The sequence below is a fragment of the Streptomyces sp. JLYT201 genome, assembly GCF_059448825.1.
In genome coordinates, this window is the sequence record NZ_CM182551.1 from 6869484 (window position 1) to 6893056 (window position 23573).

At 72.4% G+C, this 23573-nt stretch carries 27 protein-coding genes; 7 read left to right on the plus strand and 20 right to left on the minus strand.

The window, feature by feature from the left end; all coding sequences use genetic code 11:
- Positions 1-386: 386 nt before the first annotated feature.
- From AC5WAM_RS28970 to AC5WAM_RS29005, 8 genes are all read right to left on the minus strand, one after another.
- Complete coding sequence (locus tag AC5WAM_RS28970) at positions 387-860, minus strand: hypothetical protein (protein WP_495519329.1); 474 nt, start codon at positions 858-860, stop codon at positions 387-389.
- Positions 861-1250: 390 nt separating this feature from the next.
- Positions 1251-1412, minus strand: a complete 162-nt coding sequence (locus tag AC5WAM_RS28975) for a DUF6233 domain-containing protein (protein ID WP_495519330.1) — start codon at positions 1410-1412, stop codon at positions 1251-1253.
- Complete coding sequence (locus AC5WAM_RS28980) at positions 1413-1742, minus strand: hypothetical protein (protein ID WP_495519331.1); 330 nt, start codon at positions 1740-1742, stop codon at positions 1413-1415.
- A 26-nt stretch (positions 1743-1768) separates the two neighbouring features.
- A complete protein-coding gene (locus AC5WAM_RS28985) occupies positions 1769-2119 on the minus strand; it encodes a hypothetical protein (RefSeq protein WP_495519332.1) in 351 nt (116 codons plus the stop codon).
- Between the two features lie 449 nt (positions 2120-2568).
- Complete coding sequence (locus AC5WAM_RS28990) at positions 2569-3063, minus strand: hypothetical protein (protein WP_495519333.1); 495 nt, start codon at positions 3061-3063, stop codon at positions 2569-2571.
- Entirely contained in the window at positions 3060-3419 is a 360-nt protein-coding gene (locus tag AC5WAM_RS28995; protein ID WP_495519334.1) for a DUF6415 family natural product biosynthesis protein, read from the minus strand. The genes AC5WAM_RS28990 and AC5WAM_RS28995 overlap by 4 nt, the downstream gene beginning before the upstream one ends.
- A complete protein-coding gene (locus AC5WAM_RS29000; RefSeq protein ID WP_495519335.1) occupies positions 3419-3892 on the minus strand; it encodes a hypothetical protein in 474 nt (157 codons plus the stop codon). Before AC5WAM_RS29000 ends, AC5WAM_RS28995 begins: the two co-directional genes overlap by 1 nt.
- 104 nt (positions 3893-3996) lie before the next feature.
- Entirely contained in the window at positions 3997-5199 is a 1203-nt protein-coding gene (locus tag AC5WAM_RS29005; RefSeq protein ID WP_495519336.1) for a helix-turn-helix domain-containing protein, read from the minus strand.
- A gap of 83 nt (positions 5200-5282) precedes the next feature.
- Here AC5WAM_RS29005 and AC5WAM_RS29010 point away from each other — a divergent pair, with 83 nt between their 5' ends.
- Complete coding sequence (locus AC5WAM_RS29010) at positions 5283-5951, plus strand: HAD family hydrolase (protein WP_495519337.1); 669 nt, start codon at positions 5283-5285, stop codon at positions 5949-5951.
- Positions 5952-6198: 247 nt separating this feature from the next.
- Here the strand turns inward: AC5WAM_RS29010 and AC5WAM_RS29015 are convergent, their stop codons facing one another.
- A complete protein-coding gene (locus AC5WAM_RS29015; protein ID WP_495519338.1) occupies positions 6199-6738 on the minus strand; it encodes a hypothetical protein in 540 nt (179 codons plus the stop codon).
- A gap of 135 nt (positions 6739-6873) precedes the next feature.
- A complete protein-coding gene (locus tag AC5WAM_RS29020) occupies positions 6874-7161 on the minus strand; it encodes a hypothetical protein (protein ID WP_366794753.1) in 288 nt (95 codons plus the stop codon).
- A 350-nt stretch (positions 7162-7511) separates the two neighbouring features.
- On the opposite strand from AC5WAM_RS29020, the gene AC5WAM_RS29025 reads away from it, so the two are divergent.
- Complete coding sequence (locus AC5WAM_RS29025) at positions 7512-7742, plus strand: DUF2277 domain-containing protein (RefSeq protein WP_495519339.1); 231 nt, start codon at positions 7512-7514, stop codon at positions 7740-7742.
- Here AC5WAM_RS29025 and AC5WAM_RS29030 read toward each other — a convergent pair.
- Positions 7739-8368: a DedA family protein gene (locus AC5WAM_RS29030; protein ID WP_495519340.1), complete on the minus strand. Its 630-nt coding sequence runs from the start codon at positions 8366-8368 to the stop codon at positions 7739-7741. The two genes, AC5WAM_RS29025 and AC5WAM_RS29030, sit on opposite strands and share 4 nt — an antisense overlap.
- A gap of 476 nt (positions 8369-8844) precedes the next feature.
- On the opposite strand from AC5WAM_RS29030, the gene AC5WAM_RS29035 reads away from it, so the two are divergent.
- On the plus strand, positions 8845-9294 hold the full coding sequence (locus AC5WAM_RS29035) for a superoxide dismutase family protein (protein ID WP_366794755.1): 450 nt from the start codon (positions 8845-8847) through the stop codon (positions 9292-9294).
- Positions 9295-9411: 117 nt separating this feature from the next.
- On the opposite strand, the gene AC5WAM_RS29040 is transcribed toward AC5WAM_RS29035, so the two are convergent.
- From AC5WAM_RS29040 to AC5WAM_RS29055, 4 genes are all read right to left on the minus strand, one after another.
- Positions 9412-9867: a DoxX family protein gene (locus tag AC5WAM_RS29040; protein ID WP_495519341.1), complete on the minus strand. Its 456-nt coding sequence runs from the start codon at positions 9865-9867 to the stop codon at positions 9412-9414.
- Positions 9868-10067: 200 nt separating this feature from the next.
- Positions 10068-12080 (minus strand): FAD/NAD(P)-binding protein, encoded by a 2013-nt coding sequence (locus AC5WAM_RS29045; RefSeq protein WP_495519342.1) that lies wholly within the window; start codon positions 12078-12080, stop codon positions 10068-10070.
- A 118-nt stretch (positions 12081-12198) separates the two neighbouring features.
- Entirely contained in the window at positions 12199-13818 is a 1620-nt protein-coding gene (locus AC5WAM_RS29050; RefSeq protein ID WP_495519343.1) for an alkaline phosphatase D family protein, read from the minus strand.
- 76 nt (positions 13819-13894) lie between these two features.
- Complete coding sequence (locus AC5WAM_RS29055; RefSeq protein WP_495519344.1) at positions 13895-14542, minus strand: HNH endonuclease family protein; 648 nt, start codon at positions 14540-14542, stop codon at positions 13895-13897.
- A gap of 487 nt (positions 14543-15029) precedes the next feature.
- Here AC5WAM_RS29055 and AC5WAM_RS29060 point away from each other — a divergent pair, with 487 nt between their 5' ends.
- Both AC5WAM_RS29060 and AC5WAM_RS29065 read left to right on the plus strand, forming a co-directional pair.
- Positions 15030-15608 carry a TMEM165/GDT1 family protein gene (locus AC5WAM_RS29060; RefSeq protein WP_138959489.1) on the plus strand — a complete coding sequence of 193 codons (579 nt, stop codon included), beginning with the start codon at positions 15030-15032 and terminating at the stop codon, positions 15606-15608.
- Between the two features lie 246 nt (positions 15609-15854).
- The gene (locus AC5WAM_RS29065) at positions 15855-16520 is read left to right on the plus strand and encodes an HAD family hydrolase (protein WP_495519345.1); all 666 of its coding nucleotides are present in this window, start codon (positions 15855-15857) and stop codon (positions 16518-16520) included.
- 103 nt (positions 16521-16623) lie between these two features.
- Here AC5WAM_RS29065 and AC5WAM_RS29070 read toward each other — a convergent pair whose 3' ends face one another.
- Positions 16624-17340: a peptidoglycan-binding domain-containing protein gene (locus tag AC5WAM_RS29070; protein ID WP_495519346.1), complete on the minus strand. Its 717-nt coding sequence runs from the start codon at positions 17338-17340 to the stop codon at positions 16624-16626.
- 345 nt (positions 17341-17685) lie between these two features.
- Between AC5WAM_RS29070 and AC5WAM_RS29075 the strand changes: the two genes are divergently transcribed.
- On the plus strand, positions 17686-19737 hold the full coding sequence (locus AC5WAM_RS29075) for an MFS transporter (RefSeq protein ID WP_495519347.1): 2052 nt from the start codon (positions 17686-17688) through the stop codon (positions 19735-19737).
- 98 nt (positions 19738-19835) lie between these two features.
- Here AC5WAM_RS29075 and AC5WAM_RS29080 read toward each other — a convergent pair whose 3' ends face one another.
- Together AC5WAM_RS29080 and AC5WAM_RS29085 are read right to left on the minus strand one after the other, a co-directional pair.
- A complete protein-coding gene (locus AC5WAM_RS29080; protein ID WP_495519348.1) occupies positions 19836-20153 on the minus strand; it encodes an antibiotic biosynthesis monooxygenase family protein in 318 nt (105 codons plus the stop codon).
- A 71-nt stretch (positions 20154-20224) separates the two neighbouring features.
- Positions 20225-20629 (minus strand): DnaJ family domain-containing protein, encoded by a 405-nt coding sequence (locus AC5WAM_RS29085; RefSeq protein ID WP_495519349.1) that lies wholly within the window; start codon positions 20627-20629, stop codon positions 20225-20227.
- Positions 20630-20707: 78 nt separating this feature from the next.
- Here AC5WAM_RS29085 and AC5WAM_RS29090 point away from each other — a divergent pair, with 78 nt between their 5' ends.
- Positions 20708-21100, plus strand: coding sequence for a hypothetical protein (locus AC5WAM_RS29090; RefSeq protein ID WP_366794764.1), 393 nt, complete (start codon positions 20708-20710; stop codon positions 21098-21100).
- A 54-nt stretch (positions 21101-21154) separates the two neighbouring features.
- Here the strand turns inward: AC5WAM_RS29090 and AC5WAM_RS29095 are convergent, their stop codons facing one another.
- Together AC5WAM_RS29095 and proP are read right to left on the minus strand one after the other, a co-directional pair.
- Positions 21155-21826, minus strand: coding sequence for an O-methyltransferase (locus tag AC5WAM_RS29095; protein ID WP_495519350.1), 672 nt, complete (start codon positions 21824-21826; stop codon positions 21155-21157).
- Between the two features lie 95 nt (positions 21827-21921).
- A complete protein-coding gene (gene proP, locus AC5WAM_RS29100) occupies positions 21922-23412 on the minus strand; it encodes a glycine betaine/L-proline transporter ProP (RefSeq protein WP_495519351.1) in 1491 nt (496 codons plus the stop codon).
- Between the last annotated feature and the right edge of the window lie 161 nt (positions 23413-23573).

A 23573-nucleotide genomic window follows, 5' to 3' on the forward strand; every position in this document is an offset into this window, starting at 1 on the left:
TTATGAAGCAGTACACGGAGTAGAGGAGCACCAAGCCGAGCGCACCACTCATGATCCGCACCCACCAAGACTGTCGGGCACGCTTGTGTACTTTCCACATGCGCCAGATTCTGGCCCCTGCAGACATCCCAGACAGAGTCAAGATAGCAAAGGAGATCCAATAAATGACCGGCCTCCCTTGCTCTGCACTCTTCTCTGCAAGGTGACGGCCAACAGAAAGACCCGAAAACGGGACTATGTATGCGGTCAAACTGAAAACGTCTTTGGATTCCTCGACGTCGGCCATATGAAAGGCACCCCTTCGCTTCACGGTGACACAAAAACGGAGTGGGCGCCCCACCGTGAAAGCCTCGGGGCGGGGCGCCTTTCCCTTTCGGTTGACAGGCTCAGAGGATGATGTCGAGCAGCCAATCGATCACGTCATCGTACGCCAGGGTGCCTCCGACAGTGAGGATCTTCTTGACGCTCTTGGGGAGCTTATTGAACGCCTCCTTGAAGGCTCCCTTACCCTTCTTGGCGGCCTTTTCGAGGGCCTTCGTCCACTTGCTGGGGAGTGATTCCCAAGCTGCCTTCAGCGCCTTCTTCTTGACGCTGTCGATAATTCCCTTGGATTCGGGTGAGTGCGTGTTGGCTGCTGCCGCGAGATCCGCCTGAGGGATCTCTGAGCCCTTCAGCAGCGGCTGCCCCTCAGGGGAGTTGAGGTAGGCGAGGAGCGCCCGATCGGAGTTCGGCTCCACCGAGCTCCGGACGATTGCAGTCCGGTGATCGTGAGTTGCAGCCTGAGCCGTCGTACCGGCTGCACCAAGCGTGACGGCGGCCAACACAGTAGCCGCACCAATCCGCAGCATCTTGTAATTCATGAAAATCCCTTCCCGTTTCGAGAGCGAGCTGACGGAAGATCCCCCGGGGCGTGATAAACGCCATTTGCTGCAAAAATCCCGCCGTGATGGAACCGTACTGAAGGGCTCGACTCGAGTCGATTAGGAATTTCCGATACGCCGACAGGTGCACCCTTTCACCACCGCCCTCCGGCCGGGCAGGCCGGTCCACGGTGAGGGTTGAAAGTCGCTCGCTAAGTCGGCCGGGGTGACGCGTCAAGCGGCGGAAGGATCGTCGCGCAGGTCGCTTTCAGCGGGTTGGGGATCGCGGCGACGGTCGCGGCGGTGCGGTCACGGGCTCGGCGAGCGCGACGCGCATCGGGTCCTCCACACCACCAGCGTCCCGGCCCCGGCCCGGCCACGCCTCCTGGGCTACTCCAGCACGCCGAGCCCCGTGTCCGGGCGGCAGTGCGGGCAGGCGGCCACGCCCTCGACGAGCGCGCGGCGGGCCTCCTCTGTCTGCACACCCAGTCCGACCCCTCCTTCGGGGTCACCGCAGACTCGGCCCTCGCTACGAGCGTCACCGGCGCCCACCTACCGGCCCAGAAGGCGGGGGTCCACGTCGCCCTGGCGGATGTTGACTTCCGTCACACCACGGTCCGTGGCCGCTCCAGCCAACCGGAGGGCTTTGCGCGTCACGGCCACGGCGATGTCCGCCGCCTTGCCGGGCGTGTCGGCCGATATCTGCACAGTGGCGCCGACGGAGAAGAAGGCGCCGGTCGGGCCGTTGGACGTGGCAGTCGGTACGATTTCGTACTGCGGTTCCGCCGCCATCGAGTCGACCATCCCCTGCTGTAGCCGCTCCCACTCACCGTCGGCAATGTCCATCAGCAGTTGTACGTCGACTTCCCAGTCACTGGCCATAGCAAGGCGCCTTCGTCCGAATCCGACTACTTGGGTTTGAGGTCGGCTGTCCTGCTGACAACCTGCGTCTTGGTGCCCACGATAGGCGACACGATCTGTGCGGTGCTCCGCCCCCAGAACCGCGCGCTGTACTTCACCTTCTTGCCGTTCGGGACAGGGGCGTAGAACGTCGCTTTGCCGCCACCGGTCCGCACGGTCTGGGTCTTCTTCGCCGTCGCGGCGACGAGCGGCTTCGGCGCACTCGCCCGCATCAGCTTGGAGGTGACCTTCAACTGAACCGAGGGGACGTTGCCGTAACACTGGGCGCGCGTCTTGTAGATGACGCTCTTACCCTTCTTGGACCAGCGGGGAGTGTCCGCCGTGATGGTGCCGTACACGCGAATCGTCCTTTTGTGACCGTCCGTGCTCGGCGCGCTCAGCTGGATCCGCGTAGTGCCCTCCACCTTCGGCGTGACGTCGTCGTCCGGCGTATCTGCGGAGCGGGATGAGACCTTCGTCGCGCCCGTTGGAGCGGGGTCGCTGTCAGCATGCGCTGCGGGAGCAAGTGTCAACGCCGGACCAAGGATTACGCAGGACGCTTTAAGCAGTGACTTGCCGAGTGTGACCCTCTTGGTCAACTTCCCAGCCCTCTTTCGCGCTTGGGTGGAGTTCACGATAAGCAGCTGCCGCACAGGACATCCGCTAAATGGGATCGACTCAGTTCGTTCACTCAACGCCGGACGGTACTCGGCACTTTCGGGCCAGGTGAATTAGAAGAATCCGGTATGGCGATAGGGCGCCTCTTTAACCTCGCCATCCCCTAGCGAATCGATCCGAGGGGCCGTTGTCATGCCTGGAGTCCACTGACTTGTCGCCCGGCCCGGCGGCAGGTGCCGGTGTGCCGGTAGCTGAGCTCCGCTCCGCGGTGGCTCTGCCACAGGTGTGGCTGCCACAGTTCGTCGGGCCGCATGATGCTCAGGCAGTTCATGCACCAGACGGCCGGCCGTCCGATGCGGTACCGGGCCTGTATGTGCGCGGCGCGTAGGGCCCCCGCGGTGGAGCACGGTGCGTGCCGGTGGCAGGCGGCGCAGCCGAGTAGGTGGTCGTTCCAGTCGGCGTACGTCGCCACGGAGCGGAGGTTGTTGGCGTAGCAGGGGTTGCAGGCGTGCGGCCACCAGTCCCGGTCGGCGGTGTGGCCGTCGCGGATGTCGATGCCGTCGCCGGGGCGCAGGACCGTGGGGCACCACAGGCAGACGGTGCCCTGCCGCTGCTGCACGGTGAGGGCGGGGCCGCGCTCGACGATGGTCAGCAGCAGGGTCTCGGCGACGCCGGGCGCGCTCACCGGGGCCTCGGCGGGCAGGTGTGGCCGACGGGCGGGTATGCCGACAGGTCCCGCAGTCTGCGGGCCAGCTCGGCGACGCGCAGCGCCGCGCCGGTCGGGCCGTCGCCCGGGGCCGGTTCCTGGCCCACCATCGCCAGGACGTCGTGCGTCGCGTCGATCACCCGCTGGTGCGTGTACCAGGCGTCGCTGCGCTCACGCTCGGCCCCCGCGGCCTGCTCCGCCTGCGGCAGGCGCAGGAGGATCTCCGCGACGATGCGGCGGTGCAGGGCGGCGGTTTCCTCGGGCGCGGGCGGGTCTCCGAGCGCACCGAAGCCCCGGGCCACCAGTTCCTCCAGCGACGACAGGTCGGCGGTCATCACCGGCCCACCGTCCTGAGGGAGGCGGTCGTCGCGAGGAGCGTGTGCACGTACCGGGTGTCGCACAGGGCGCCGGGGTACGACGGTAGGACCACCCAGCGGGACAGCGTCGTCGCGTGGCCGGGGCGCGGCACGCCGAGGTAGGTGCCCGTGGTGAGCCGCTCGGCCGGGCCGTCCCAGTCGGCGCCCGGCGTGATGAGCACGTAGTACGGGCCCATGCTGCTGCGGATGTCCCGGATGACCGGGCCGTCGAGCCACGCCGTCAGCACCTTGGCCACCGTCTTCGCTGCGTCGCTGCCTACGACGTCGTGGACTTGCTCAGCTGGCATGCGGATCGCGTCGAAGAGGCGGCCGAGCGGGAGCAGCGCGGCTCCGCGTTTCTCCCACTCCGCCCATGCGTTGCCCGGTCGCGGGTCGGCTTCCGCCAGCCACTGCGATACGGCGAGCAGTTGCCTGTCCTCAAGCGTGGTCATCGGGCCCTCACAGTTGCAGGTGATCTGAATCACTTCTGCGACCGTAAGTAGTCCTCCTCGGGCTCACCCGAACTGTCAGCTCGGGTGAGCCACGGGCTCGGCAGCTACACGAGCCCCATCCGTACAGCGAGTTTCTCCGCCTGCCGTGCGTGCATCGCTCGGGCCCGCCGGATCACCGTCAGTACCAGCTGCCGGGCAAGCGGCGTCCGGGCCAGGTCTTCGGGGGCGATCGCCTCCAGGCTGAGCAAGGAGAGGAGTGCTGCGGCGTCGTCACGCCGCTGGCTGTGGCAGGCCGCGACCTCCAGGCCGAACGTGAACTCCCGCTCCACCGAGGGGAGTCCAGCGGTATCGATGGCGTCCGCTGTGTGCAGGGCCTCTCCTGTCTCTCCCGCTTCCATCTCGATGGACAGTGCGTGCAGGGCGATGTTCGTCGACCCGAAGACCGTCCAGCCGATGTTGCTGTTGTCGGGCACCTTGCGCGCCGCGGGCGCTGCGTGCTCGACCAGTCGCTCGCGCGCCTCCCACCAGCGTCGCCGACGGGCCGCGCCGAGCACGGCCACCAGCTGGAGCGCGCCGCGCATCGCCTGGCGCTCCACCTCCGGCATCTGAGCGGTAGCCACCTGCTCGGCCGCCCGCAGAGCCAGTTCCTCCGCCTCGGACGGCTGGCCCGCCGCGAGGAGCGCGTGCCCCAGATTCCACTGGGCAGTGGCAATGCGCAGCGGATCGTCAGCGTCCTCGGCGGCCCTCATCGCCCGGTCGGCCGCGAGCGTGGCAAGGTCGACACGGCCGATGCGGCGCAGGTAGGAGCGGAGCAGGCAGTACAAGTCAGCAGCTGCACGCAGGACCGCGCGGCGGTCCTCGGCGTCGCTGCTGGCACGCACAGTGCGTAGCGTGTGCTCCACGTCGGCCACCAGCCCCGGGAGCGTCTCAGCCGCGGTGGTGAACCGCTCGCCGCTGGTCTGCCAGCTGTGCCACGCGGTCTCTACCCGGTCCTTCAGTACACCAGCCTCGACGGGCGTGGAGCTGCGGGCGGGGCCGTAGCCGAGGAGCGCGCGGCCTACGGTTGTCCCGGGGCTGTCCGATGTCTCGATCTCGGGGGGCGGCTGCTCCGACAGCAGGGCTGCGGTGGGCACGCCCAACTCCTGCGCGAGGGCGTACAGGATCGGTAGCGATGGCACCTTGAGGCCTCGCTCGATCTGTGACAGGTAGTCCGGCGAGATGCCGACCAGTCCGGCGATCGCGTCCTGCCGACGCCCTCCGCGGTAGTGCCTGATCCGGTCCCCGATGAGTAGATCTGCTGCAACCATGCTGCCCACGCTCCTCGTTCGCTGCCTGAGCGTAGGGTTCCCGCTACGCGGGGACACGCGAATCTGCCGAGACAGGGGGCGCCGTGACGAAGCTGGTGTTGTGGGACATCGACCATACGCTGATGGCCACCAGGGGCATGGGGGGCGAGCTGTGGGCTCAGGCTTTTCGCGAGGTGACGGGAGTTGAGCTGCGAAGGCAGGCGTCCGTCACCGGGTCGACCGAGCGCGTCATCCTGCGGCAGACCGCGCGCCTGCACGATCTGCCCTACAGCGATGAGCTGTTCGAGTCCTTCGCGCACGCGCTCAGCACCGCCCATGTCCGACGGGCTGCCGAGCTGCGTGAGCGCGGGCACGCGTTGCCCGGAGCCGCCGCGGTCCTCGCCCGTCTCGCTGAGCAGGGCCTGCGGCAGACCGTGGTGACGGGCAACGTCCGCGGCGCCGCCGAGGTGAAACTCGCAGTCTTCGGCCTCGTTGACTACCTCCGTCTGGACGACGGGGCGTACGGCGAGGACGGGGAAGAGCGCCCTGAGCTCCTGCGCGTGGCCTTGGCCCGGAACTCCGCCCGGCGCGAGGACGCGGTGTTCCTGGGGGACACGCCCGCGGACGTCGCGGGCGGGCTGGAGGCTGGCGTCCGGGTCGTCGCTGTTGCGACGGGACGCACGTCGGCGGATGAGCTCCGCGATGCTGGTGCTGACGCGGTGCTCGACGGGCTGACGGACACGGACGCGGCGCTCACTGCCATCGTGGCCTGACTGTGAATTGGTCAGACGGTGGCGGCGCTGCGGCCGCTGTCAACGCCACCGCCTCCGCCGTCGGCATGTCCCCAACCCCAGCCCCCGGGCCGCCGTGCGCCCTCCCGCGGCCGTGAGCGAGGACATCCGCAACCCCCGTACAGACCTCCGCGTCCAGCTCGCCAATGCCCAACGCCCAGGGCCCAACGCGCCCGCTACGACCGCCTGCTCGCCGCAGGGACCGCAGCCGTCCGTGCACGAGGGATCCTCACGAGCCCCGGGGCGCCTTGGGGCTGTCCGCGCTCAGGATGGTTTTCGCGTTCTTCAGTGCGCGGGCGCGCAGTCGGCGCCATTGGGTGAGTTCCGCGCGGTGTCCGGCGCGGACTTCGGCGAGTGGCCGGTCGGCGTGCGCGGCCTCCGGCTTGAGGTTGTTCACCACCGTCGAGACGCGGAACCAGCGCTTCTGGTCGCCGTACAGGGCGCGCTGGGCGGCTGCGAGGCAGCCGTCGGTGTGCGCGCCCACCGTGTGGCCCGTGGGCAGGGTGAGGGAGAGCTCCGTGCGGCCGGTGCCGAACAGGGCGGCGGCCACGCGCTGCCGCTCGGCGGCGGGCGGCGGGTGCTCGCCCGGGCGGGGCGGGGTGAAGCCGCGGTGCCGCAGGCAGCCGTCGGTGAGCCGCTGCTGGGCCGCCTTGACGACGTCGTCCGGGTTCGGCGCGGGCGGACGCGGCGCGGGCGACGAGCACCCCGCCGCGAGGGCGCCCGCCAGGAGGACGGGCAGGGGTACGCGGACGAGGGCGCGCAGGCGCATGGGGCTCCCCGGGGTGGGCTCGGCACGGTGCGTGCGCAGGCTCCCCGGTGACGGGGCGGGTATGCGTCGCTTCACCCGCGACGGTGAGTAGTCCTACCGGTTCCGGTGACGCGGCGGGGCCCGGGGAGGCGCGGGCTAGCCGCGGCGCGCCTGCTTCGACGGGTGCGTACGGCGGTACCTGCGGTCCCAGCGCTCCTGGCGGGACCGGCGGATGCGGTAGTCGCGGTACGTGACGGGAGCACTCGCCCCGCCCGCACCGCCGGTGCCCGCGCCCCCGGCTCCGGTCATGCCGCCCTTGACCGCGGCGCGGTCGTGGCGGCGGATCAGGAAGTACGCGATCGCCGCGGCGAGCAGCCACAGCAGGGGCTGGCTGAAGCCGAGGACGATCAGGACGAGCAACAGGGCGATCGTCAGGACAATCATGGATGTACCTCCGCAGGCTGGACGCGGGGGCTGGGCGTGACCTTCAGGGACGAGGCGGGCCCGCGCCGAGCGAAGCGGGGGCGGCTCCGGAGCGCGAACCGCGGAGTGCCGGGTCGTACACGGGCTCATTCGGGCCTCGTACGGCGGAGTCAACGCCCGCCGCCGGTGCCTGTCAATGCTCTCGGACTCCCGGAAGGCCGCCGCTCACGGCTCCTCGGGGGGGTGGCGCGCTTGCGCCCCGCCCGGGTGTCCCCGCCGCCGGTCCCGAAACCTGCTCCGGGGAAGCCGCGGGGGAGCCGCGGGGAAGCCAGGGGTTCTCGTCGGGGGCCGGGACGCGCGAAGCTGGAGGCATGTGCCGCAGCATCAAGACCCTTCGCCCGCCCGCGCTCCCCGAGGAGGCCACCGAGGACGAGATCCGGGCGGCCGCGCTTCAGTACGTACGCAAGGTGTCCGGGTTCCGGGCGCCCGCCGCGCACAACCAGGAGGTGTTCGACCGGGCCGTGGACGCGGTCGCCGCGGCCACGGCCGAGCTGCTCGACGGGCTCGAAGTGCGGGGTGCCGTCCGCGCGGCCCGGACCTAGGCGCCGGACGGGCCGGAGTTCGCCGCGGGGCGGCGGACCAGATAGGCCGCGCCCGCGCCCGCCGCGACGAGGGCCAGGACCGAGACGCCCGTGGCCAGCCAGGTCGCGCCGAGCCACTGGCCGCCGAAGTAGCCGAGGCCCACGCTGTATCCGGCCCAGGCCACGCCCGCGAGGGCCGACCAGGGCAGGAAGTCGCGCTTGCGGCGGTGCGCGGCGCCCGCGCCGAGGGAGACGATGGAGCGCCCCGCGGGGGCGAAGCGCGCGATGACGACGAGGATGCCGCCGCCCCGCGAGAGGGCCGTGCCGAGCCGCTCCTGCGCGCTGGTCAGGCGCCGGGAGCGGGCGATGGCCCGGTCCAGGCGCTCCCCGCCGCGCCAGGCGATGCGGTAGGCGACGAGGTCGCCGAGCACGGACGCGGTCGCGGCGCACAGCATCAGCAGCAGGATGTCCGGCACGTCGTGCGGCACCCGCCCCGTGCCGGTGCCCGCCGCGGCGGCGGCCGTGGCCGCGGTGATGACGAGGACACCGCTGGGCAGCAGCGGCAGGAACACGTCGAACAGGACGGAGAGGGCCACGACCGCGTAGATCCACGGACTGGCGGTCAGCGCCCCCACACTCTCAAACACCCTAATCTCCCCGTAACTCCCCGGTCGGCAACTCATCGCCGCGATATCTCGGGGAGCGGCGGGTGGCGGCCTGACGACAGCTGTACAGCGTACGCCGCGAGATCGCCCAGAGATCCACTGGGGGCTCAGTTGTTCGCTACGTCACGTTCATCAGGGGGACGGCTCGTTCACCCGGCGGGCCGCGTGGCCGCGGCGTACGGTGGTGGGCGGCCCGTACGAACAGTGACAGAGCGCCCCAAAGGGGCCTGACCTGGCGATACGAGGAGCTTGCCATGCTGGCAGGAGTGTTTGCCTCGGCTGTTGCGGCGGCTGTGCTCGCCGCGGCCGGAGCCGTCGGAAGCGGCGCGGCGGACCGTGCGGAGAGCGGCGCGGCGGACCGTGCGGGAAGCGGCGCGAAGGACCGTGTGGAACGTGGCGTGACGGACCCTGCGGGAGGTCGCGGGGCGGACTTCGGGGGACGTCGCACGACGGACCGCGTGGAGGTCCGCGCGGAGGCGCGGTTCGCACCGCCGACGGCCTTCGTGCCGTCCGCCGCGATCACGTACGTGCAGGAGCTCGTCCCCGCCGCCTCCTGGATCGAGGTGAAGCAGCGCAGCGATCAGATCGGCACGCGTGTCTCCCTGCGCGTGAAGGGCCTCAAGCCGGGCCACGCGTACGGCGTGCACGTGCACCAGAAGCCGTGCGGCGCGGACCCGGCGGCGGCAGGACCGCACTACCAGAACGAGCCGGGCCCCATGGACCCGGAGAACGAGGTATGGCTGGACTTCACCGCGGGCAAGGACGGCTCCGGCAAGGCCTCCGCCGTCCACAACTGGGGCTTCCGGCGCGGCGAGGCCGCGGCGGTCGTGCTGCACCGGGAGCAGGGCGGCGCGGGTGAGCGGCTCGCGTGCTTCAGCGTGCCGTTCGCACCGCCCCCGGCGGGCTAGGGACACCGCCCCCCGGCGGGCCAGGGCCGCGGCCCTCCCGTCCGCACATGACGGTGCCCCCGTTCCGTACCCGTGAACCGGTACGGAACGGGGGCACCGCTCGCGCGTGGGGCGCGGTCAGGCCGCGATGGGGGTGCGGTCGGAGCCCTCGTTGGCCTTCTGCTCGCCGCGGGCCGCCGCGATGACGCGGTCGAGGCCGAACGCCCCGGAGCCGGTGAAGACCAGGAGCAGCATGGCCCAGCAGAACATCGCCGAGGCCTCTCCCGCGTTCTCTATCGGCCACAGGGCCTCCGGCTGGTGGACCTTGAAGTAGGCGTACGCCATCGAGCCGGACGAGAGGAACGCCGCCGCGCGCGTACCGAGGCCGAGGGCGACGAGGGCGCCGCCGACGAGCTGGATGACGGCCGCGTACCAGCCGGGCCAGGTGCCCGCGTCGATGGTGGCGCCGTTGCCGTCGGTGCCGCCGAAGGCGCCGAAGAGCGAGGCGGCGCCGTGGCAGAAGAAGAGCAGGCCGACGACGATGCGGAAGAGGCCGAGGGCATAGGGCTGGGCGCTGTTCAGCCGCTCAGTCATGGTGGGGGACTCCTTCGGTCTTGTTCGGTTGGGGACGGGAACCGATCGCGAAGCCTCAAGATTAGGTGGGCCTAACTAGTACTTGCAACTTCAACATCTAAGTGTTTGATGAGAATCATCTGTATTCGGCCGTCTCGTTCTTCCCTTGCTTCCCTGGTCGCACGGGGTGCGGTCGGGTGCGGGGGCAACTCCGCGCCCGCTCACGAGGTGTTGGTCTGTACCAAGCCGGGGGTCTGGACCAAGTCTGGAGCCTGGGGAGTGCCGGGGGCCAGAGTCGTGCCGGGGAAAGCTGTCACGGCCCGCAGCGCGGCACGCGCCACCGCGTCCGCGTCCGACAGCGTCACCGAGTCCACACCCGGCCGCGCCCCGGCCGCCGTCACCCAGTGCACGCCCTCGGTGGGCACCCCGAACGCGAACCGCCGCGGGTGCGCACGGCCTTGACGGTCGATCAGGTGGTAGGGGCGCCCGGTCACGTCGAGGCCCCCCGTCTCGTGGTCGTCGACGGTGTGCGGGCGGCACTGCCCGGTCCGCAGCAGGCCCGCGAGCAGCGCGTCCCCGGTGCGCCGCAGGTCCGGCTCCGGGAGCCGCGCCTCCACGAGGGCCGTCACCCGCACCCCGGACCCCGGCACGTCCGGCGAGCGCGCGACGAACGCCCCGTCCCGCGCCCGCACTTCGAGGCGCGGCCCGAGCACCTCGACCACGCCCGCCTCGATCAGCGCCGTCAGCTCCTCCGTGCGGCGCCGGGGCGGGCCGATCGACAAGAAGGCGTTCAGCGGGGTGTACCAGGCGTCCAAATGGTCGCGGCGCGAGCGGCCGGTGATGCCGCCGTGGTCCACGGCGAGCCGCAGCTCGTTGCGCAGGTCGCGCAGCACGTCGAGGGCCGACTTCAGCGGGCCCGCGACATTGCCGAGCGCGGCCTGGGCCGCGTCCTCGCGCAGCAGGGCGAGCAGCCAGGCGCGGAACTCCCGCGGCGAGCCGAAGGCCAGTCCCGCGCACGGGCGGGCGAGCCGCTCCCACGACCAGCGGTCGGCCTCCGGTATCCCGAACGCGTCCAGGAGCAGGGGTTCTTCGGGCCCCCTGTGGGGGAGGTCGAGGAAGCGGTCGCGGAAGTCCCGCGCCCGCCCGGGTGTGCCACGGGCGCTCAGCAGCGCCCCGTAGTAGACCGTCTCCACCTCCTTCGCCACCAGCGGCCAGACCTCGGCGCGGAAGTCCGGCGCGTCCCCGCTGTCCGCGCGCTTGCGGAAGCGGGCGATCACATCGGCGGTGAGCAGGGCGGGCTCGTGCCGGCCGTAGGGCCCCTTCGCGTTGTCGCCGCGCGCGTGGTACGGCACGCCGCGCCGCGAACCGGCGTACAGGCGCGGCTCGTTGCCCGACGGCACATAGCGCGGCGGGCGGCCCGGGGCGCGGACGAAGCGGCCGCCGCGGCCCTCGGTCAGGAGCGTCACGTGGTCGAAGAAGTTCAGGCCGAGCCCGCGCAGGAGCACGCCCTCGTCGGGGGCGAGGGCGGAGAGGTCGACGTCGGCCGGGTTGGCGGGCAGGACGTGGCGCAGGCCGTGACGGGCGGCGTACTCCGAGAGGCCGGTCAGCGCGGCGTCGGGGGCGGCGGGCAGATGGCCCTGGGCGAGCACCACGGCCGACAGGCCGTTGAGGGTGCGGGAGTCGTCGAGCACGAGGGTCTGGAGGCCGTCGGCCGTCTCGGAAAGCCGGGTCGCGCGGGCCGCGTGGGTGACGACGCGGACGGTACCCGGGGCCGTGCGCAGCGTCCGGGCGAACACCCACTCCAGATAGCGGCCGTACGCGGCGCGCGTCGGGTAGTCGTCCGGGCCGAGCCCGGATATGTGCCCGTCCGCCGCCCACTCGTACAGGCTCGGCCCCGGTCTGACCGGCCCCGCGCAGTCGACGCTCGCGTCGGTGAACAGGGTCACCTGGGAGGCGACGGTGTTCATCAGGAGCTCGGGCGCCTGGTCGGTGCGCCAGACCCGGCCGGGGCCCGGTGCCGCCGGGTCGACCACGTGGACGGTGACCCGCGTGCCCGGGGCGAGCAGTTCGGCGGCCGAGGCGCAGAGGCGTTCCAGGACGCTGGTGCCGCGGGGGCCCGCCCCTACGACGGCCAGGGCGGGGGTGAGGGGTGCGAGGGACAAACGGGGGCTCCCTGTGCGGTTACGGCGGATGCGGCGGTCGTGGTGCGTGGGGAAGCGGACCGTCCGCATCATGCCTCGCGGCGCGCCCCGGGCCCGCCGCTTTCCCGAAACTGGGGACCGGCGCCCCCGGGCCCCCGCCCTGGGCGCTGCGCGCCTCGTCCTGCCGCGCCGGACGGGCGTGATCCCTGGCCTAGAGCTGCCGGGTCGCCGTGGTCGTCAGGCCCCCGGCCCGCCGGGCCTGCTCCAGGCGCAGCTCCGCGGCGCGGCCGCGCATCGTCAGGGTCATGAGCTGGTTGCCGAACCAGGGCCCGCCCGTCCTGCGCCAGCTGACCCCGGTCGGGGCCAGCCTGCCGTGGCGGGCGAAGAGGCGGCCGAGGGCGCGCCCCGCGCGGCTCCAGCCGAAGCGGAAGCCGACGCGTATCGAGGCGGGGATGGAGTTGTGCACGGGCGAGCAGGTGAGCTGGAGGACCCGTGCGGCGGGTGCCGGGCCCCGCGGCCAGGCGGGCTCGGCGACGTAGGCGTGGTGGACGTCTCCGGACAGGACGAGGACGGTCGCGGGGGCGTCCGGGCCCGTGCCCGCCTCGGCTATCAGCTCGGTGAGCGCGGCGAAGGAGGCGGGGAACGCCGCCCAGTGCTCCAGGTCCGCGCGCCGCCGCAGGTCCTCGCCGAAGCGGGCCCAGCGGGCGCCGCGCTCGCCCCGGCACAGCGCGGCGTTCCACCCCTCGGCGTCGTGGATGAGGTGGGGGAGCAGCCAGGGCAGCGAGGTGCCGATCAGGAGGTGGTCGTACGCCCCGTCGAGGGCCTGCTCGCGCAGCCAGCGCGCCTCGTCGGCGTCGAGCATGGCCCGCCGGTCCTCGTCGAGGACGCGGGCGGCGCGGGTGTCGACCATGAGCAGGCGCACGCCGCCGAAGTCGCGGCGGTAGCTCCAGCGGACGGCCCCGGGGTCGGCGTCGGCGCGGGCCGCGAAGGCGCTCAGCGCGTCCGTGCCGTCGGGGGTCTCGCGCACCGCCGCGTACAGCTCGTCGCGGTCGAGTTCGGCGGGCGGCAGATTGCCCAGGTGCTGGTACACCCAGTACGACATCAGGCCGCTGCGGACGCGCTCGCCCCACCAGGGCGTGGCCCGCATGTCGGCGAGCCAGGAGGCGCTGGTGTTCCAGTCGTCGATGACGTCGTGGTCGTCGAAGACCATGCAGCTCGGCACGGTGGAGAGCAGCCAGCGCACCTCGGGGTCGAGCCAGGACTCGTAGTAGAGGTGGGTGTACTCCTCATAGTCCGCGACCTGGTCGCCCGGGGGCTCGGACAGGTCGCGGCGGGCGGCGAGCCAGCGGCGCGTGGCGTCGGATACCTCGTCCGCGTACACCTGGTCCCCGAGGAGCAGCAGGACGTCGGGGCGCTCGGCGGCCGGGTCGGCGGCGATGCGCGCGGCGAGGGCGTCCAGGGCGTCCGGGCCGACGGGGTCGTGATCACCGGCGGGCGGCGCGGCCCAGCGGCAGGAGCCGAAGGTGACGCGGACGGCCTCCCGGCCGTCCGGCGGCGTCCGCAGGGTGCTCGGCGGGAACGGGCTCTCGGGCAGCGGCCAGACGGCGTCCCCGTCGAGCGTCACCTCGTACGCGGTCTCCGTGCCGGGGCGCAGTCCGGTCACCGGGACGAGCGCGTAGTGGTGCCCGGCGATCTGGAACGTGCGGGCCGAGCCGCCCGCGCCGTCCGCGCACCGCACCTCGGCGGTGCAGGGCCGGTCGGCCTCGACCCACACGGTCGCGGTCCGCCCGTCCACGTATCTCAGCAGAGGGCCCAGACGCAGCCGTCCCACAGTGATCACTCTCCTCCGTCGCCCCGTACGGTACGGAACGACGGAGGCGGGCGGGACGGCTTTGGCGATCTGCCGGTCAGCAGCCGTTCAGGATCGAGGCGAGCTTGCTCTTCTCGGCCGGGTCGACGGTGAGGTTGTAGTGCTGCTTCACGTCCACCCACATGCGGGCGTAGAAGCAGTGGTAGGAGGCGGCCGGGGGCAGCCACTCGGCCGGGTCCTTGTCGCCCTTGGCCTGGTTGATGTTGTCGGTCACCGCGATGAGCTGGGGCCGGCTCAGGTCGTTGGCGAAGGCCTGGCGCTGGGACTGGGTCCAGGCGTTGGCGCCGGACTTCCAGGCCTCGGACAGCGGCACGACGTGGTCGATGTCGAGGTCGGAGGCCTGGGTCCAGGTGGCGTTGTCGTACGCGGACTTCCAGGTGCCGGAGACGGCGGCACAGCTGCCGTCCTGCTGGACGTTCTCGCCGTCGCGCTCGAGGACCACCTCACGGGTGTTGCAGGTGCCGGACTGGGTGATCCAGTGCGGGAACTTGTCCCGGCTGTAGCCGTCGGACGAGCCCTCGGCGCGCTCGGTGAGCTGGCCGAGGTAGGTGCGGGCGGTGGCGGCGCTGACCGGGGTGGGCGGCGCGGCCTGGGCGGGGGAGCCGGACAGGAGGGTGGCGGCACTGGCGAGGGCGGCGGCGCCGGCGAGGGCCGCGAGGCGGCGACGCGCGTAGATTCCGGGCATGCGAACTCCCTTGAGGTGGGGGGATGTTGACCACTCGGGCGTGGACAGGCTGGCGGTGTGGGGTGGCCAGCAGGTGTGCGCGCGGTGACAGGGTCGCGTCAAAAGGGTGGCCGGGGCAAGGGGTTCGCCGGTATGTCACGGCTTGTCATATGTGCGCGGGGCCAAGGGGGTTGCGGAAAAGTGACCCGGCTCACCCCGCGCGGCGCCGGGGAGCGGACCGAAGTCCCTGTTCGCGGGCCTGGAGGGATCACGTACCATGGCCGGTGCAGAAGGGGAGTAGCTCTTCGCCGGACCGTCGACACACTGCTCAGCGCGAGCTGGGCCGGCGCCCGGAGGCGGCCCACGGGGTGGGCGGCCAGCGAGACCTTCGGCAAGCAGTGCCCCGCGCACACATCCGTGTGCGCCGCTGTGCGCTGCCGTGCCGAGGTGTCGTACGCGAAGGCTGCTGCGAAGCTCTCGGTGGGGTGGCCCGACCGATTGAGGAACCTTGATCAGCTTGAGTGTGACGGCGCTCGTCTTCGGCGTCGTCTTCCTTGCCGAACTGCCCGACAAGACCGCGCTCGCCGGACTCGTGCTCGGCACCCGCTACCGCGCGAGCTACGTCTTCGCGGGCGTCGCCGCCGCGTTCGCCGTGCACGTCGTGCTCGCCGTGGCCGCGGGCAGCGTCCTGACGCTCGCCCCGCAGCGCCTGGTGCACGCGATCACCGGCGTGCTGTTCCTCGGCGGCGCCGCGATGCTGCTGATGAAGAAGGGCGATGACGACGACGAGGTCAAGGCGCCCAAGGACCAGAGCTTCTGGCGGGTCTCGGGGGCGGGCTTCATGCTCATCCTGGTCGCGGAGTTCGGCGACCTGACGCAGATCATGACGGCGAACCTGGCCGCCCGCTACGACGACCCGCTGTCGGTCGGCATCGGCGCGGTCCTCGCCCTCTGGGCGGTCGCCGGGCTCGGCATCGTCGGCGGCAAGGCGCTGATGAAGCGGGTGCCGCTGGCCCTCATCACCAAGATCGCGGCACTCCTGATGCTGGCGCTCGGCCTGTGGAGCCTCTATGAGGCGGTGGCCTGAGGCGGCCGCGGTGCGGGAGCGGCGGATGCCTCCGGGTGGGGCTGCTGACAAGGGTCTGACCTGCGTTGTTGCCCCTTGCGGGACTTGTTTTGTACCGTGAAGAAACAAAGTGGCTCCGCCCGTACTCCCTGACCGGCGGGCGGGGCTGCCTTGTTTCGTCGACCTTCTCTCGACCTCGATCTCTTCTCGACCTCCCGATCTCCTCTCGACGCGTGTGCGGGTTCCCTTCGCCTTTGGAGTACGCCGATGACGGCCGTGACCGAACTGACCGCCCGAGCCCTCCTCCTGGACATGGACGGGACCCTCGTCAACTCCGACGCCGTCGTGGAGCGCTGCTGGCGCGACTGGGCGGCCCGGCACGGGCTCGACCCGGACGCGGTCATGAAGGTCGTGCACGGCCGCCAGGGGCACGCCTCCATGGCGCTGCTGCTGCCCGACCGGCCCATGGCGGAGAACCACGCGGAGAACCGCGAGATGCTCGCGCGCGAGACCGCCGACCTGGACGGCGTCGTGCCCGTGCCCGGCGCCCCCGCCTTCATGGCCTCCCTCGCCGGGCTCCCGCACGCCCTGGTGACCTCCGCCGACGTGCCCCTGTCCACCGGCCGCATGGGCGCGGCGGGGCTCCCGATGCCCGCGATACGCGTCACCGCCGAGAGCGTCGGCGCCAGCAAGCCGGATCCGGAGGGCTTCCTCAAAGGGGCGGCGGAGCTCGGGGTCGCTCCCGAGGACTGTGTCGTCTTCGAGGACTCGGGGGCGGGGATCGCGGCGGGGCGCTCCGCGGGCATGCGGGTCGTTGGGGTCGGCCCTCGGGCGGCTGAGTACGGTCCGACCGTGTGCGTCGACGACCTCACCCAGGTCCGGGTCGCCGCCCTGCCGGGCGGGGGGCTGCGGCTTTCTTTCGGCTCCTTCTGAGTCTTCCGGCAGCGTCGTAGAGGGTTCCGTGGTCTTCGGGCCGCGGGTGGCACTGGGCTGATCACGCAGTTCCCCGCGCCCCTTTGGGCGGCCTCGCGTCCGCTCAAGGGGTCGTTGTCTCCGCTTCCAGGGCTCGGCGCGTGGCCTTGCCGTAGGTGCCGAGGGGGTCCTCCGTGATGCCTCGGGCCCATTGGTAGCGGGCCACCGACTGGGCCAGCAGCGGGGTGTAGACGCCGTCCGTCGGGCCTCCGTACAGCTTTAGCTCGCGCAGCCGGTGCTGGAGTTCGGTGACCTCCGGGCCGCGGTCGCCCAGGTGCAGGACGGGCGGCGGGGACGGCGGGAAGGACACGGTGCCGGTGGCGCGGGCCGTGGTGCGCGTCGGGGACGTGGCGGGCGCGTGCAGGGGCCGCAGGGACGGCGAGGCCGACGGCGTCCGGGACGCGGTGGGCGAGGGCCGCTCGCGGCTCGGCGTCGGCGTCGGACTCGGTGGTGGGGTGGTGACGGGCTCGGCCGACACGCGCGCGGCCGGTTCCTCCGGCGGCGGATCGTCGTCGGTGCTGGCCGTGGTGTCCGGCAGCGCCCGGTCGGAGCCGCCGCCACCGCCCCCGGAGAGCATGCCGGTGGCGAACACGGCCGCCGAGGCGAACAGCGCCCCCGCCCCCGCGAACAGCGTCGTACGGCCGCGCCTGCGGGACCGTCTGTGGGCGGCCCGCGCGGTGCCCCGCTCCCCGGCGCCGCACGTCACCGCGGGCCGGGCGGCCGGTGGGGGCGGAGCCGACGCGAGGGCCGGAAGCGGGGCCCGCGGCTCCGGCAGCGTCACGTAGGGCCGGATGTGCAGCGGATCGAAGTCCTCGGCGGCCGCCGCCTGCGCGGAACGGGTCTCGCGCAGCGCCTCCGCCGTCTCGCGCGCACAGCCGCACGCGGGCGCACCACCCGGCGCACGCGATCTGCCGCACCGGGGGCAACACGCCCCCACCGGCGTCCCACCAGCCCCTAAGGCAGGCTCCTCGGGCCCCGTGGGCCTCCCGTGCCGCTCGCTCACTGGGTGCTCCCCTCGCTCGGTGGCCCCGTAGAGCTCCCCAGGAGTATGCAGCCGTATGACTCAACAGGCCATAACGGGTGACTCGGCTCAGGATGGAGATGAGGAGCACCCGGGGAGGTGGCCATGACGCAGGACGCGAGTGCCCGTCCGTCCGGGCCGGAGCGCGGGGCGGGGCCCGGCGAGCACGTGCCCGGCGGCGTACTGGTCTCCATCGGCGCGCTGCTGCTCGGCATGCTGCTCGCCGCCCTCGACCAGACCATCGTCTCCACCGCCCTGCCGACGATCGTCAGCGACCTCGGCGGCATGGAGCACCTGTCGTGGGTCGTCACGGCGTATCTCCTCGCCGCCACGGCGGCCACCCCGCTGTGGGGCAAGCTCGGTGACCAGTACGGCCGCAAGAAGCTCTTCCAGACCGCGATCGTGATCTTCCTGGCGGGTTCGGCGCTGTGCGGCGCCGCCCAGAACATGTCCGAGCTGATCGCCTTCCGCGCCCTCCAGGGCCTCGGCGGCGGCGGGCTCATGGTCCTGTCGATGGCGATCGTCGGGGACCTGGTGTCGCCGCGCGACCGCGGCAAGTACCAGGGCCTGTTCGGCGCGGTCTTCGGCGCCACCAGCGTGCTCGGGCCGCTGCTCGGCGGCCTGTTCACCCAGCATCTGAGCTGGCGCTGGGTCTTCTACGTCAATCTCCCCGTCGGGGCGGTCGCGCTCGTCGTGATCGCCACCGCGCTGCGCATCCCGGCCCGCTCGACCCGGCACACCATCGACTACCTCGGCACCTTCCTCATCGCGTCCGTCGCCACCTGCCTGGTGCTCGTCGCCTCGCTCGGCGGCACCACCTGGGGCTGGGGCTCCCCGCAGATCATCGGGCTCGCGGTGCTCGGCGTGGTGCTCGCCGGGTGCTTCGTCGCGGTCGAGCGGAGGGCGGCGGAGCCGGTGCTCCCGCTGCGGCTCTTCCGGGTGCGCACCTTCGCCCTCTCCGCCGTGATCAGCTTCGTCGTCGGCTTCGCGATGTTCGGGGCCATGACGTACCTGCCGACGTTCCTCCAGGTCGTCCAGGGCGTGTCGCCCACCATGTCGGGCGTGCACATGCTGCCGATGGTCATCGGCATGCTGATCTCCTCGACCGCGTCCGGCCAGATCGTCAGCCGCACCGGCCGCTGGAAGGTGTTCCCGATCGCGGGCACCGGCGTCACCGCGCTCGGTCTGCTGCTCCTGCACCAGCTGAAGCCCGACAGCCCGACCTTCGAGATGAGCGCGTACTTCTTCGTCTTCGGCTTCGGGCTCGGCCTCGTCATGCAGGTGCTCGTCCTGATCGTGCAGAACGCCGTGGGCTACGAGGACCTGGGCGTGGCCACCTCCGGCGCGACCTTCTTCCGGTCCATCGGCGCCTCCTTCGGCGTCGCGGTCTTCGGCACGGTGTTCACCCACCGGCTCGGCGACAAGCTCGGCACGGCCCTCGCCGGACAGCAGCTGCCGCCCGGCGTGAGCGTCGACTCCCTCAAGGCCGACCCGCGCGGCATTGCGGAGCTGCCGCCCGCCCTGCGGCCCGGAGTCGTGGACGCGTACGCGAGCTCGATCACCGACGTCTTCCTGTACGCGGCCCCCGTGGCGCTCGCCGCCTTCGTCCTGGCCTGGTTCCTGCGCGAGGACAAGCTGCGCGGCGCGGTCACCGCGCCCGACCCCACCCAGACGCTCGCCAGCAACCCCGTCGAGCGGTCGTCGTACGACGAGGTGGCGCGGGCCCTGTCCGTCCTCGGGACGCGGGAGGGGCGGCGCGCGGTCTACGAGGACATCACGCGGCGGGCCGGGTACGACCTGCTGCCCGCCGCGAGCTGGCTGCTCCTGCGCGTCAGCAGGCACGGGCACGTGGAGCCCGCGACGCTCACCGAGCGCAGCATGGTGCCGCTGACCGTCATCACCCAGGCCGCGCGCCAGCTGGAGGAGCGCCGCCTCGTGGTGCGCGAGGGCCTCGGCCTGCGGCTCGCCCCCGAGGGCCGGGAGGCGGCCGCCCGCCTCGCCGGGGCCCGCGAGGACTCCCTCGCGGAGCTCCTCGGCGACTGGTGGGGCCCGCAGCGCCCGACCGACCTGATGCGGCTCGTGGAGGAGCTGGGCGCGCAGCTGTGCGGCTCGGACGGGGAGCGCCCGCGGGGCCCCGTGCGGGGAGCTGTGCGGTAGGGCCGCGCCGTTGGTCACCTGCGGGTCCGTCGTGGCCGGGCGCGCCTGCGCGGCGGAGCCGCATATCGGCACAGCCCCGCGCCCCTTCGGGCGCGCCCCTAGGCCTGCTTCGGCGCCGCCTGCTGGACCACCTCGAAGGACCACACCGTGGAGCCGCTCGCGGCGGGCTTCGGGCGGTCGCCGCCGCCCTGGTGGGCCGCCTTCATCGGGCCCTCCATCCACGCCTGGAAGGACGCCTCGTCGCGCCAGCGCGTGTACACCAGGTAGTTGTCCGTGCCGTCGACCGGGCGGAGCAGCTCGAACCACTCGAAGCCGTCCGAGCCCTCGACGGCCCCCGCGCGGGACGCGAAGCGCTTCTCCAGGACCTCGCGCTGCTCGGCGGGCACGTTCAGGACGTTGATCTTCACGATGCTCATGCAGTCATCCTCGCCTACGGCCGCGTCGGGGCGGCGTGAGGCCCCGGTCCCGCCCGGGCCGGGGCGCCGGGTCAGGTGGCGCGCCGATCGCGCCACTCGCGCGCCACCTCGTCCGCGTCGTACGGCCGCAGACCCAGCGGCGGGCCCGGCGGAGGCGTGCGCAGCGCCTCGCGGATCTTGTCGTTCAGCTCCGTCACCAGGCGCCGCGCCACGCGTTCGGACGGGGCGTCGAGGGCGGCCGCGAGGACGTCCTCCGCCTCCTTGCGCAGCGCCAGCGTCGGCGACAGGACGGACATGCCCTCGCGGGCCAACTTCCGCTTGATCCACCACAGTTCGTCGTACGCCGCGGTCGCGTCGTCGGGCAGGGGCCGGCCGCGGCCGGGCAGCGCGGCGAAGTCCCCGCGCTCCTCCGCCTCGCGGATCTGCCGGTCGATCCAGGACTCGAAACTCACCCCGGGGGGCTTGCGCTCCGTCATGGATCCATGGTCCCCGAGGCAATCGGCGGCGGCGGGGCTAGGATGCGCGCGAGTGTCCGAAACCATGGGGGTGCGGAGATGCTGGAGCTCACGATGGCCACGGTGTCGGGTGCGGACGCGGGCGCGACCGCGGGCATGACGATGGCGGAGGCCCCCAGCGAGCCGGGCGCGGTGCTCCTGGTCGGCCGCGACGGCAGCGTGTGCCGGCTCGTGCCGCCGCAGGACTGGCTGTTCGTGTCCCGTACGCACCTGGAGTTCCGCTGCGGCCCCGACGGCGTCTGGACCGTCACCTGGCTGCGCGGCTCCCAGCCGAACCCGGCGTCCGAGGTCCGCCTCCTCGCCCACGGGGCGGCGACGCCGCTCGCCTACGGAGGGGCGGCGCCGCTGCCGCGGGGCGGCTCCGGGGAGATCGTGGTGCAGGACCGCTCGGGGCCGCGGAGCGTGAACGTGGGCTTCTACCACGAGGAGTGAGGACGAGCAGCGGGTGCGGGGTGGGCGCGGGCGCGAGCCCCGGCCCGCCGTGGGTCAGGCCCGCACCCGGGCGAGGGCGAAGCCGTCGTAGCCCTTGGCGCCGACCGTCTGCACCGCCGTGCCGTCGAGGTCCGGGTGGCTCGCGATGAGCTCCAGGGCCTCGCGGGTGCCGAGGGTCGCCGGGTCGTCCGAGGCGGCGTCGGCGACCCCGCCGCTGCGGACCACGTTGTCCAGGACGATGAGGCCGCCGGGCCGGGTCAGCTTCAGGGACCACTCCAGATAGCGCGCGTTGTTCGCCTTGTCCGCGTCGATGAAGACCAGGTCGAAGGGGGCGGTGCCCTCGGCGTGCAGCGCGGCCAGGGAGTCGAGGGCGGGGCCCGTGCGCACCTCGGCGACCTTGTCGAGGCCCGCGTGGGCGAGGTTGGCGCGGGCCACGGCGGCGTGGGCCGGTGCGAACTCCAGGGTGATCAGGCGGCCGTCGTCGGGCAGGGCCCGGGCCAGCCAGATGGTGCTGTAGGCGGCGAGGGTGCCGATCTCCAGGATCCGGTGGGCCGGGACGAGCCGGGCCAACAGGTGCAGGAGCTTGCCCTGCGTGGGGGTGACGCTGATCGGGGGCAGCCCCGCCGCGTCGGCGGCGCGGCGGGCGTGGGCGAGGGCCTCGTCCTCGGGGACGAGGAGGTCCGTGAAGTAGGTGTCCACGGTGGTCCAGGCGGGGTGGGCCGTCACGAGGGGCTCCTAGGTGCGGGGGTGGCGTGGGCGGTGTGCCCTGCCGGTGGGCTCCCCACTCCCGCCCCACCCCGAAACCACCGCCTCCGGCGGGGTCAGGCGCCGGGCTCGACCGCGGGCGGCGACCCCGGCAGGGGACGGCCCGCGGACTCCGTCATGCGCCAGACGGCGAAGCCGCCCACGACGGCCGCGGCCATCATGTAGTACGCGGGCATCATGACGTCCCCCGTGGCCCCGATGAGGGCCGTGACCACCAGGGGGGTCGTCCCGCCGAAGACGGACACGGAGACGTTGAAGCCGATGGACAGCGAGCCGTAGCGGACCTTCGTGGGGAAGAGGGCGGGCAGGGCCGACGGCATGGCGGCCGTGAAGCAGACCAGGAGCAGGCCGAGCGCCGCCATGCCGAGCCCGATGGCCCACAGGGAGCCGTCGCGGATCAGGAGCAGGGCGGGCACGGAGAGCAGGAAGAAGCCGGCGCAGCCCGTCGCGATGACGGGGCGGCGGCCGACGCGGTCGGTGAGCGCGCCGACGAACGGCTGGGCGCACATCATCAGGGCCATCACCGCGAGCACCACGAGCAGGCCGTGCGTCTCGTCGTACTTCAGCTCGCCGGTCAGGTACGTCGGCATGTACGACAGGAGCATGTAGTCGGTGACGTTGAAGACCAGGACGAGGCCCACGCACAGGAGCAGGGTGCGCCACTGGCCGGTCACCATCTCGCGCAGGCCGGTCTTGCCGCGGGTGCGCTCGTCGGCGTGCGCCCGCTCCAGCTGGGCCGCGAACGCCGGGGTCTCCTCCAGGCGCATGCGCAGGTAGAGGCCGATGAGGCCCATCGGGCCCGCGATCAGGAACGGGACGCGCCAGCCCCAGGACAGCAGGTCCTCGCTCGACAGGAGCGCGGTCATCAGGGTGACCAGGCCCGCGCCGCCGATGTAGCCCGCGAGGGTGCCGAACTCCAGCCAGCTGCCGAGGAAGCCGCGCCGCTTGTCGGGGGCGTACTCGGCGATGAAGGTGGCGGCGCCCGCGTACTCGCCGCCGGTGGAGAAGCCCTGCACGAGGCGGGCGATGAGCAGGAGGACCGGGGCCCAGACGCCGATCGTGGCGTACGAGGGGATCAGGCCGATCGCGAACGTGCCCGCCGCCATCATGATCATGGTGAGGGCCAGCACCTTCTGGCGGCCCACGCGGTCGCCGAGGGGCCCGAAGACCATGCCGCCGACGGGGCGGATCAGAAAGGCCGCGGCGAAGGCGCCGAAGGTGGACAGGAGCTGTGCCGTCGGGTTGCCCGAGGGGAAGAAGACCTTGCCGAGGGTGACCGCGATGTAGCTGTAGACGCCGAAGTCGAACCACTCCATCGCGTTGCCGAGCGCGGCCGCCTTCACCGCGCGCCTGACGAGCGCCGGGTCGGTGACGGTGGCCTCGGGGGCCGGGGCGCCGCCGGGTCCCGCGGGGGGCGGCGCCTGCTGCTTGCTCGGGGCGACGGGGGTGGCGTACGGCAAGAGCTCGCTCGCCTGCCTTTCGATCGACGACAAGGACACAAGTCGACGACCATAGGTGTAAGCACCATCATTACGGAGAGTGGCCATCTCGTGCCATAGGGCTGTAAAAGTGGGTGTACGCAGCTCAAACGGATCAAGATGGGCCAGTGCGGACATGGCGGCTTTGTGATCTATGTCGCGTCCCGCCCCGGGAACCGAACCCCGGGGCGCCGAGAGTTCTGTGAAAGAGGGGGTGGCGGTCGTCGTGC

What these genes read in the sequence shown, in the direction of transcription:
- AC5WAM_RS28970 (WP_495519329.1), bottom strand. Translation starts at nt 860, where the DNA reads ATGAATTACAAGATGCTGCGGATTGGTGCGGCTACTGTGTTGGCCGCC.
- AC5WAM_RS28980 (WP_495519331.1), bottom strand. Translation starts at nt 1,742, where the DNA reads ATGGCCAGTGACTGGGAAGTCGACGTACAACTGCTGATGGACATTGCC.
- AC5WAM_RS28995 (WP_495519334.1), bottom strand. Translation starts at nt 3,419, where the DNA reads ATGACCGCCGACCTGTCGTCGCTGGAGGAACTGGTGGCCCGGGGCTTC.
- AC5WAM_RS29000 (WP_495519335.1), bottom strand. Translation starts at nt 3,892, where the DNA reads ATGACCACGCTTGAGGACAGGCAACTGCTCGCCGTATCGCAGTGGCTG.
- AC5WAM_RS29005 (WP_495519336.1), bottom strand. Translation starts at nt 5,199, where the DNA reads ATGGTTGCAGCAGATCTACTCATCGGGGACCGGATCAGGCACTACCGC.
- AC5WAM_RS29015 (WP_495519338.1), bottom strand. Translation starts at nt 6,738, where the DNA reads ATGCGCCTGCGCGCCCTCGTCCGCGTACCCCTGCCCGTCCTCCTGGCG.
- AC5WAM_RS29020 (WP_366794753.1), bottom strand. Translation starts at nt 7,161, where the DNA reads ATGATTGTCCTGACGATCGCCCTGTTGCTCGTCCTGATCGTCCTCGGC.
- AC5WAM_RS29025 (WP_495519339.1), top strand. Translation starts at nt 7,512, where the DNA reads ATGTGCCGCAGCATCAAGACCCTTCGCCCGCCCGCGCTCCCCGAGGAG.
- AC5WAM_RS29040 (WP_495519341.1), bottom strand. Translation starts at nt 9,867, where the DNA reads ATGACTGAGCGGCTGAACAGCGCCCAGCCCTATGCCCTCGGCCTCTTC.
- AC5WAM_RS29045 (WP_495519342.1), bottom strand. Translation starts at nt 12,080, where the DNA reads ATGATGCGGACGGTCCGCTTCCCCACGCACCACGACCGCCGCATCCGC.
- AC5WAM_RS29055 (WP_495519344.1), bottom strand. Translation starts at nt 14,542, where the DNA reads ATGCCCGGAATCTACGCGCGTCGCCGCCTCGCGGCCCTCGCCGGCGCC.
- AC5WAM_RS29065 (WP_495519345.1), top strand. Translation starts at nt 15,855, where the DNA reads ATGACGGCCGTGACCGAACTGACCGCCCGAGCCCTCCTCCTGGACATG.
- AC5WAM_RS29075 (WP_495519347.1), top strand. Translation starts at nt 17,686, where the DNA reads ATGACGCAGGACGCGAGTGCCCGTCCGTCCGGGCCGGAGCGCGGGGCG.
- AC5WAM_RS29080 (WP_495519348.1), bottom strand. Translation starts at nt 20,153, where the DNA reads ATGAGCATCGTGAAGATCAACGTCCTGAACGTGCCCGCCGAGCAGCGC.
- AC5WAM_RS29085 (WP_495519349.1), bottom strand. Translation starts at nt 20,629, where the DNA reads ATGACGGAGCGCAAGCCCCCCGGGGTGAGTTTCGAGTCCTGGATCGAC.
- AC5WAM_RS29090 (WP_366794764.1), top strand. Translation starts at nt 20,708, where the DNA reads ATGCTGGAGCTCACGATGGCCACGGTGTCGGGTGCGGACGCGGGCGCG.
- proP (WP_495519351.1), bottom strand. Translation starts at nt 23,412, where the DNA reads ATGGCCACTCTCCGTAATGATGGTGCTTACACCTATGGTCGTCGACTT.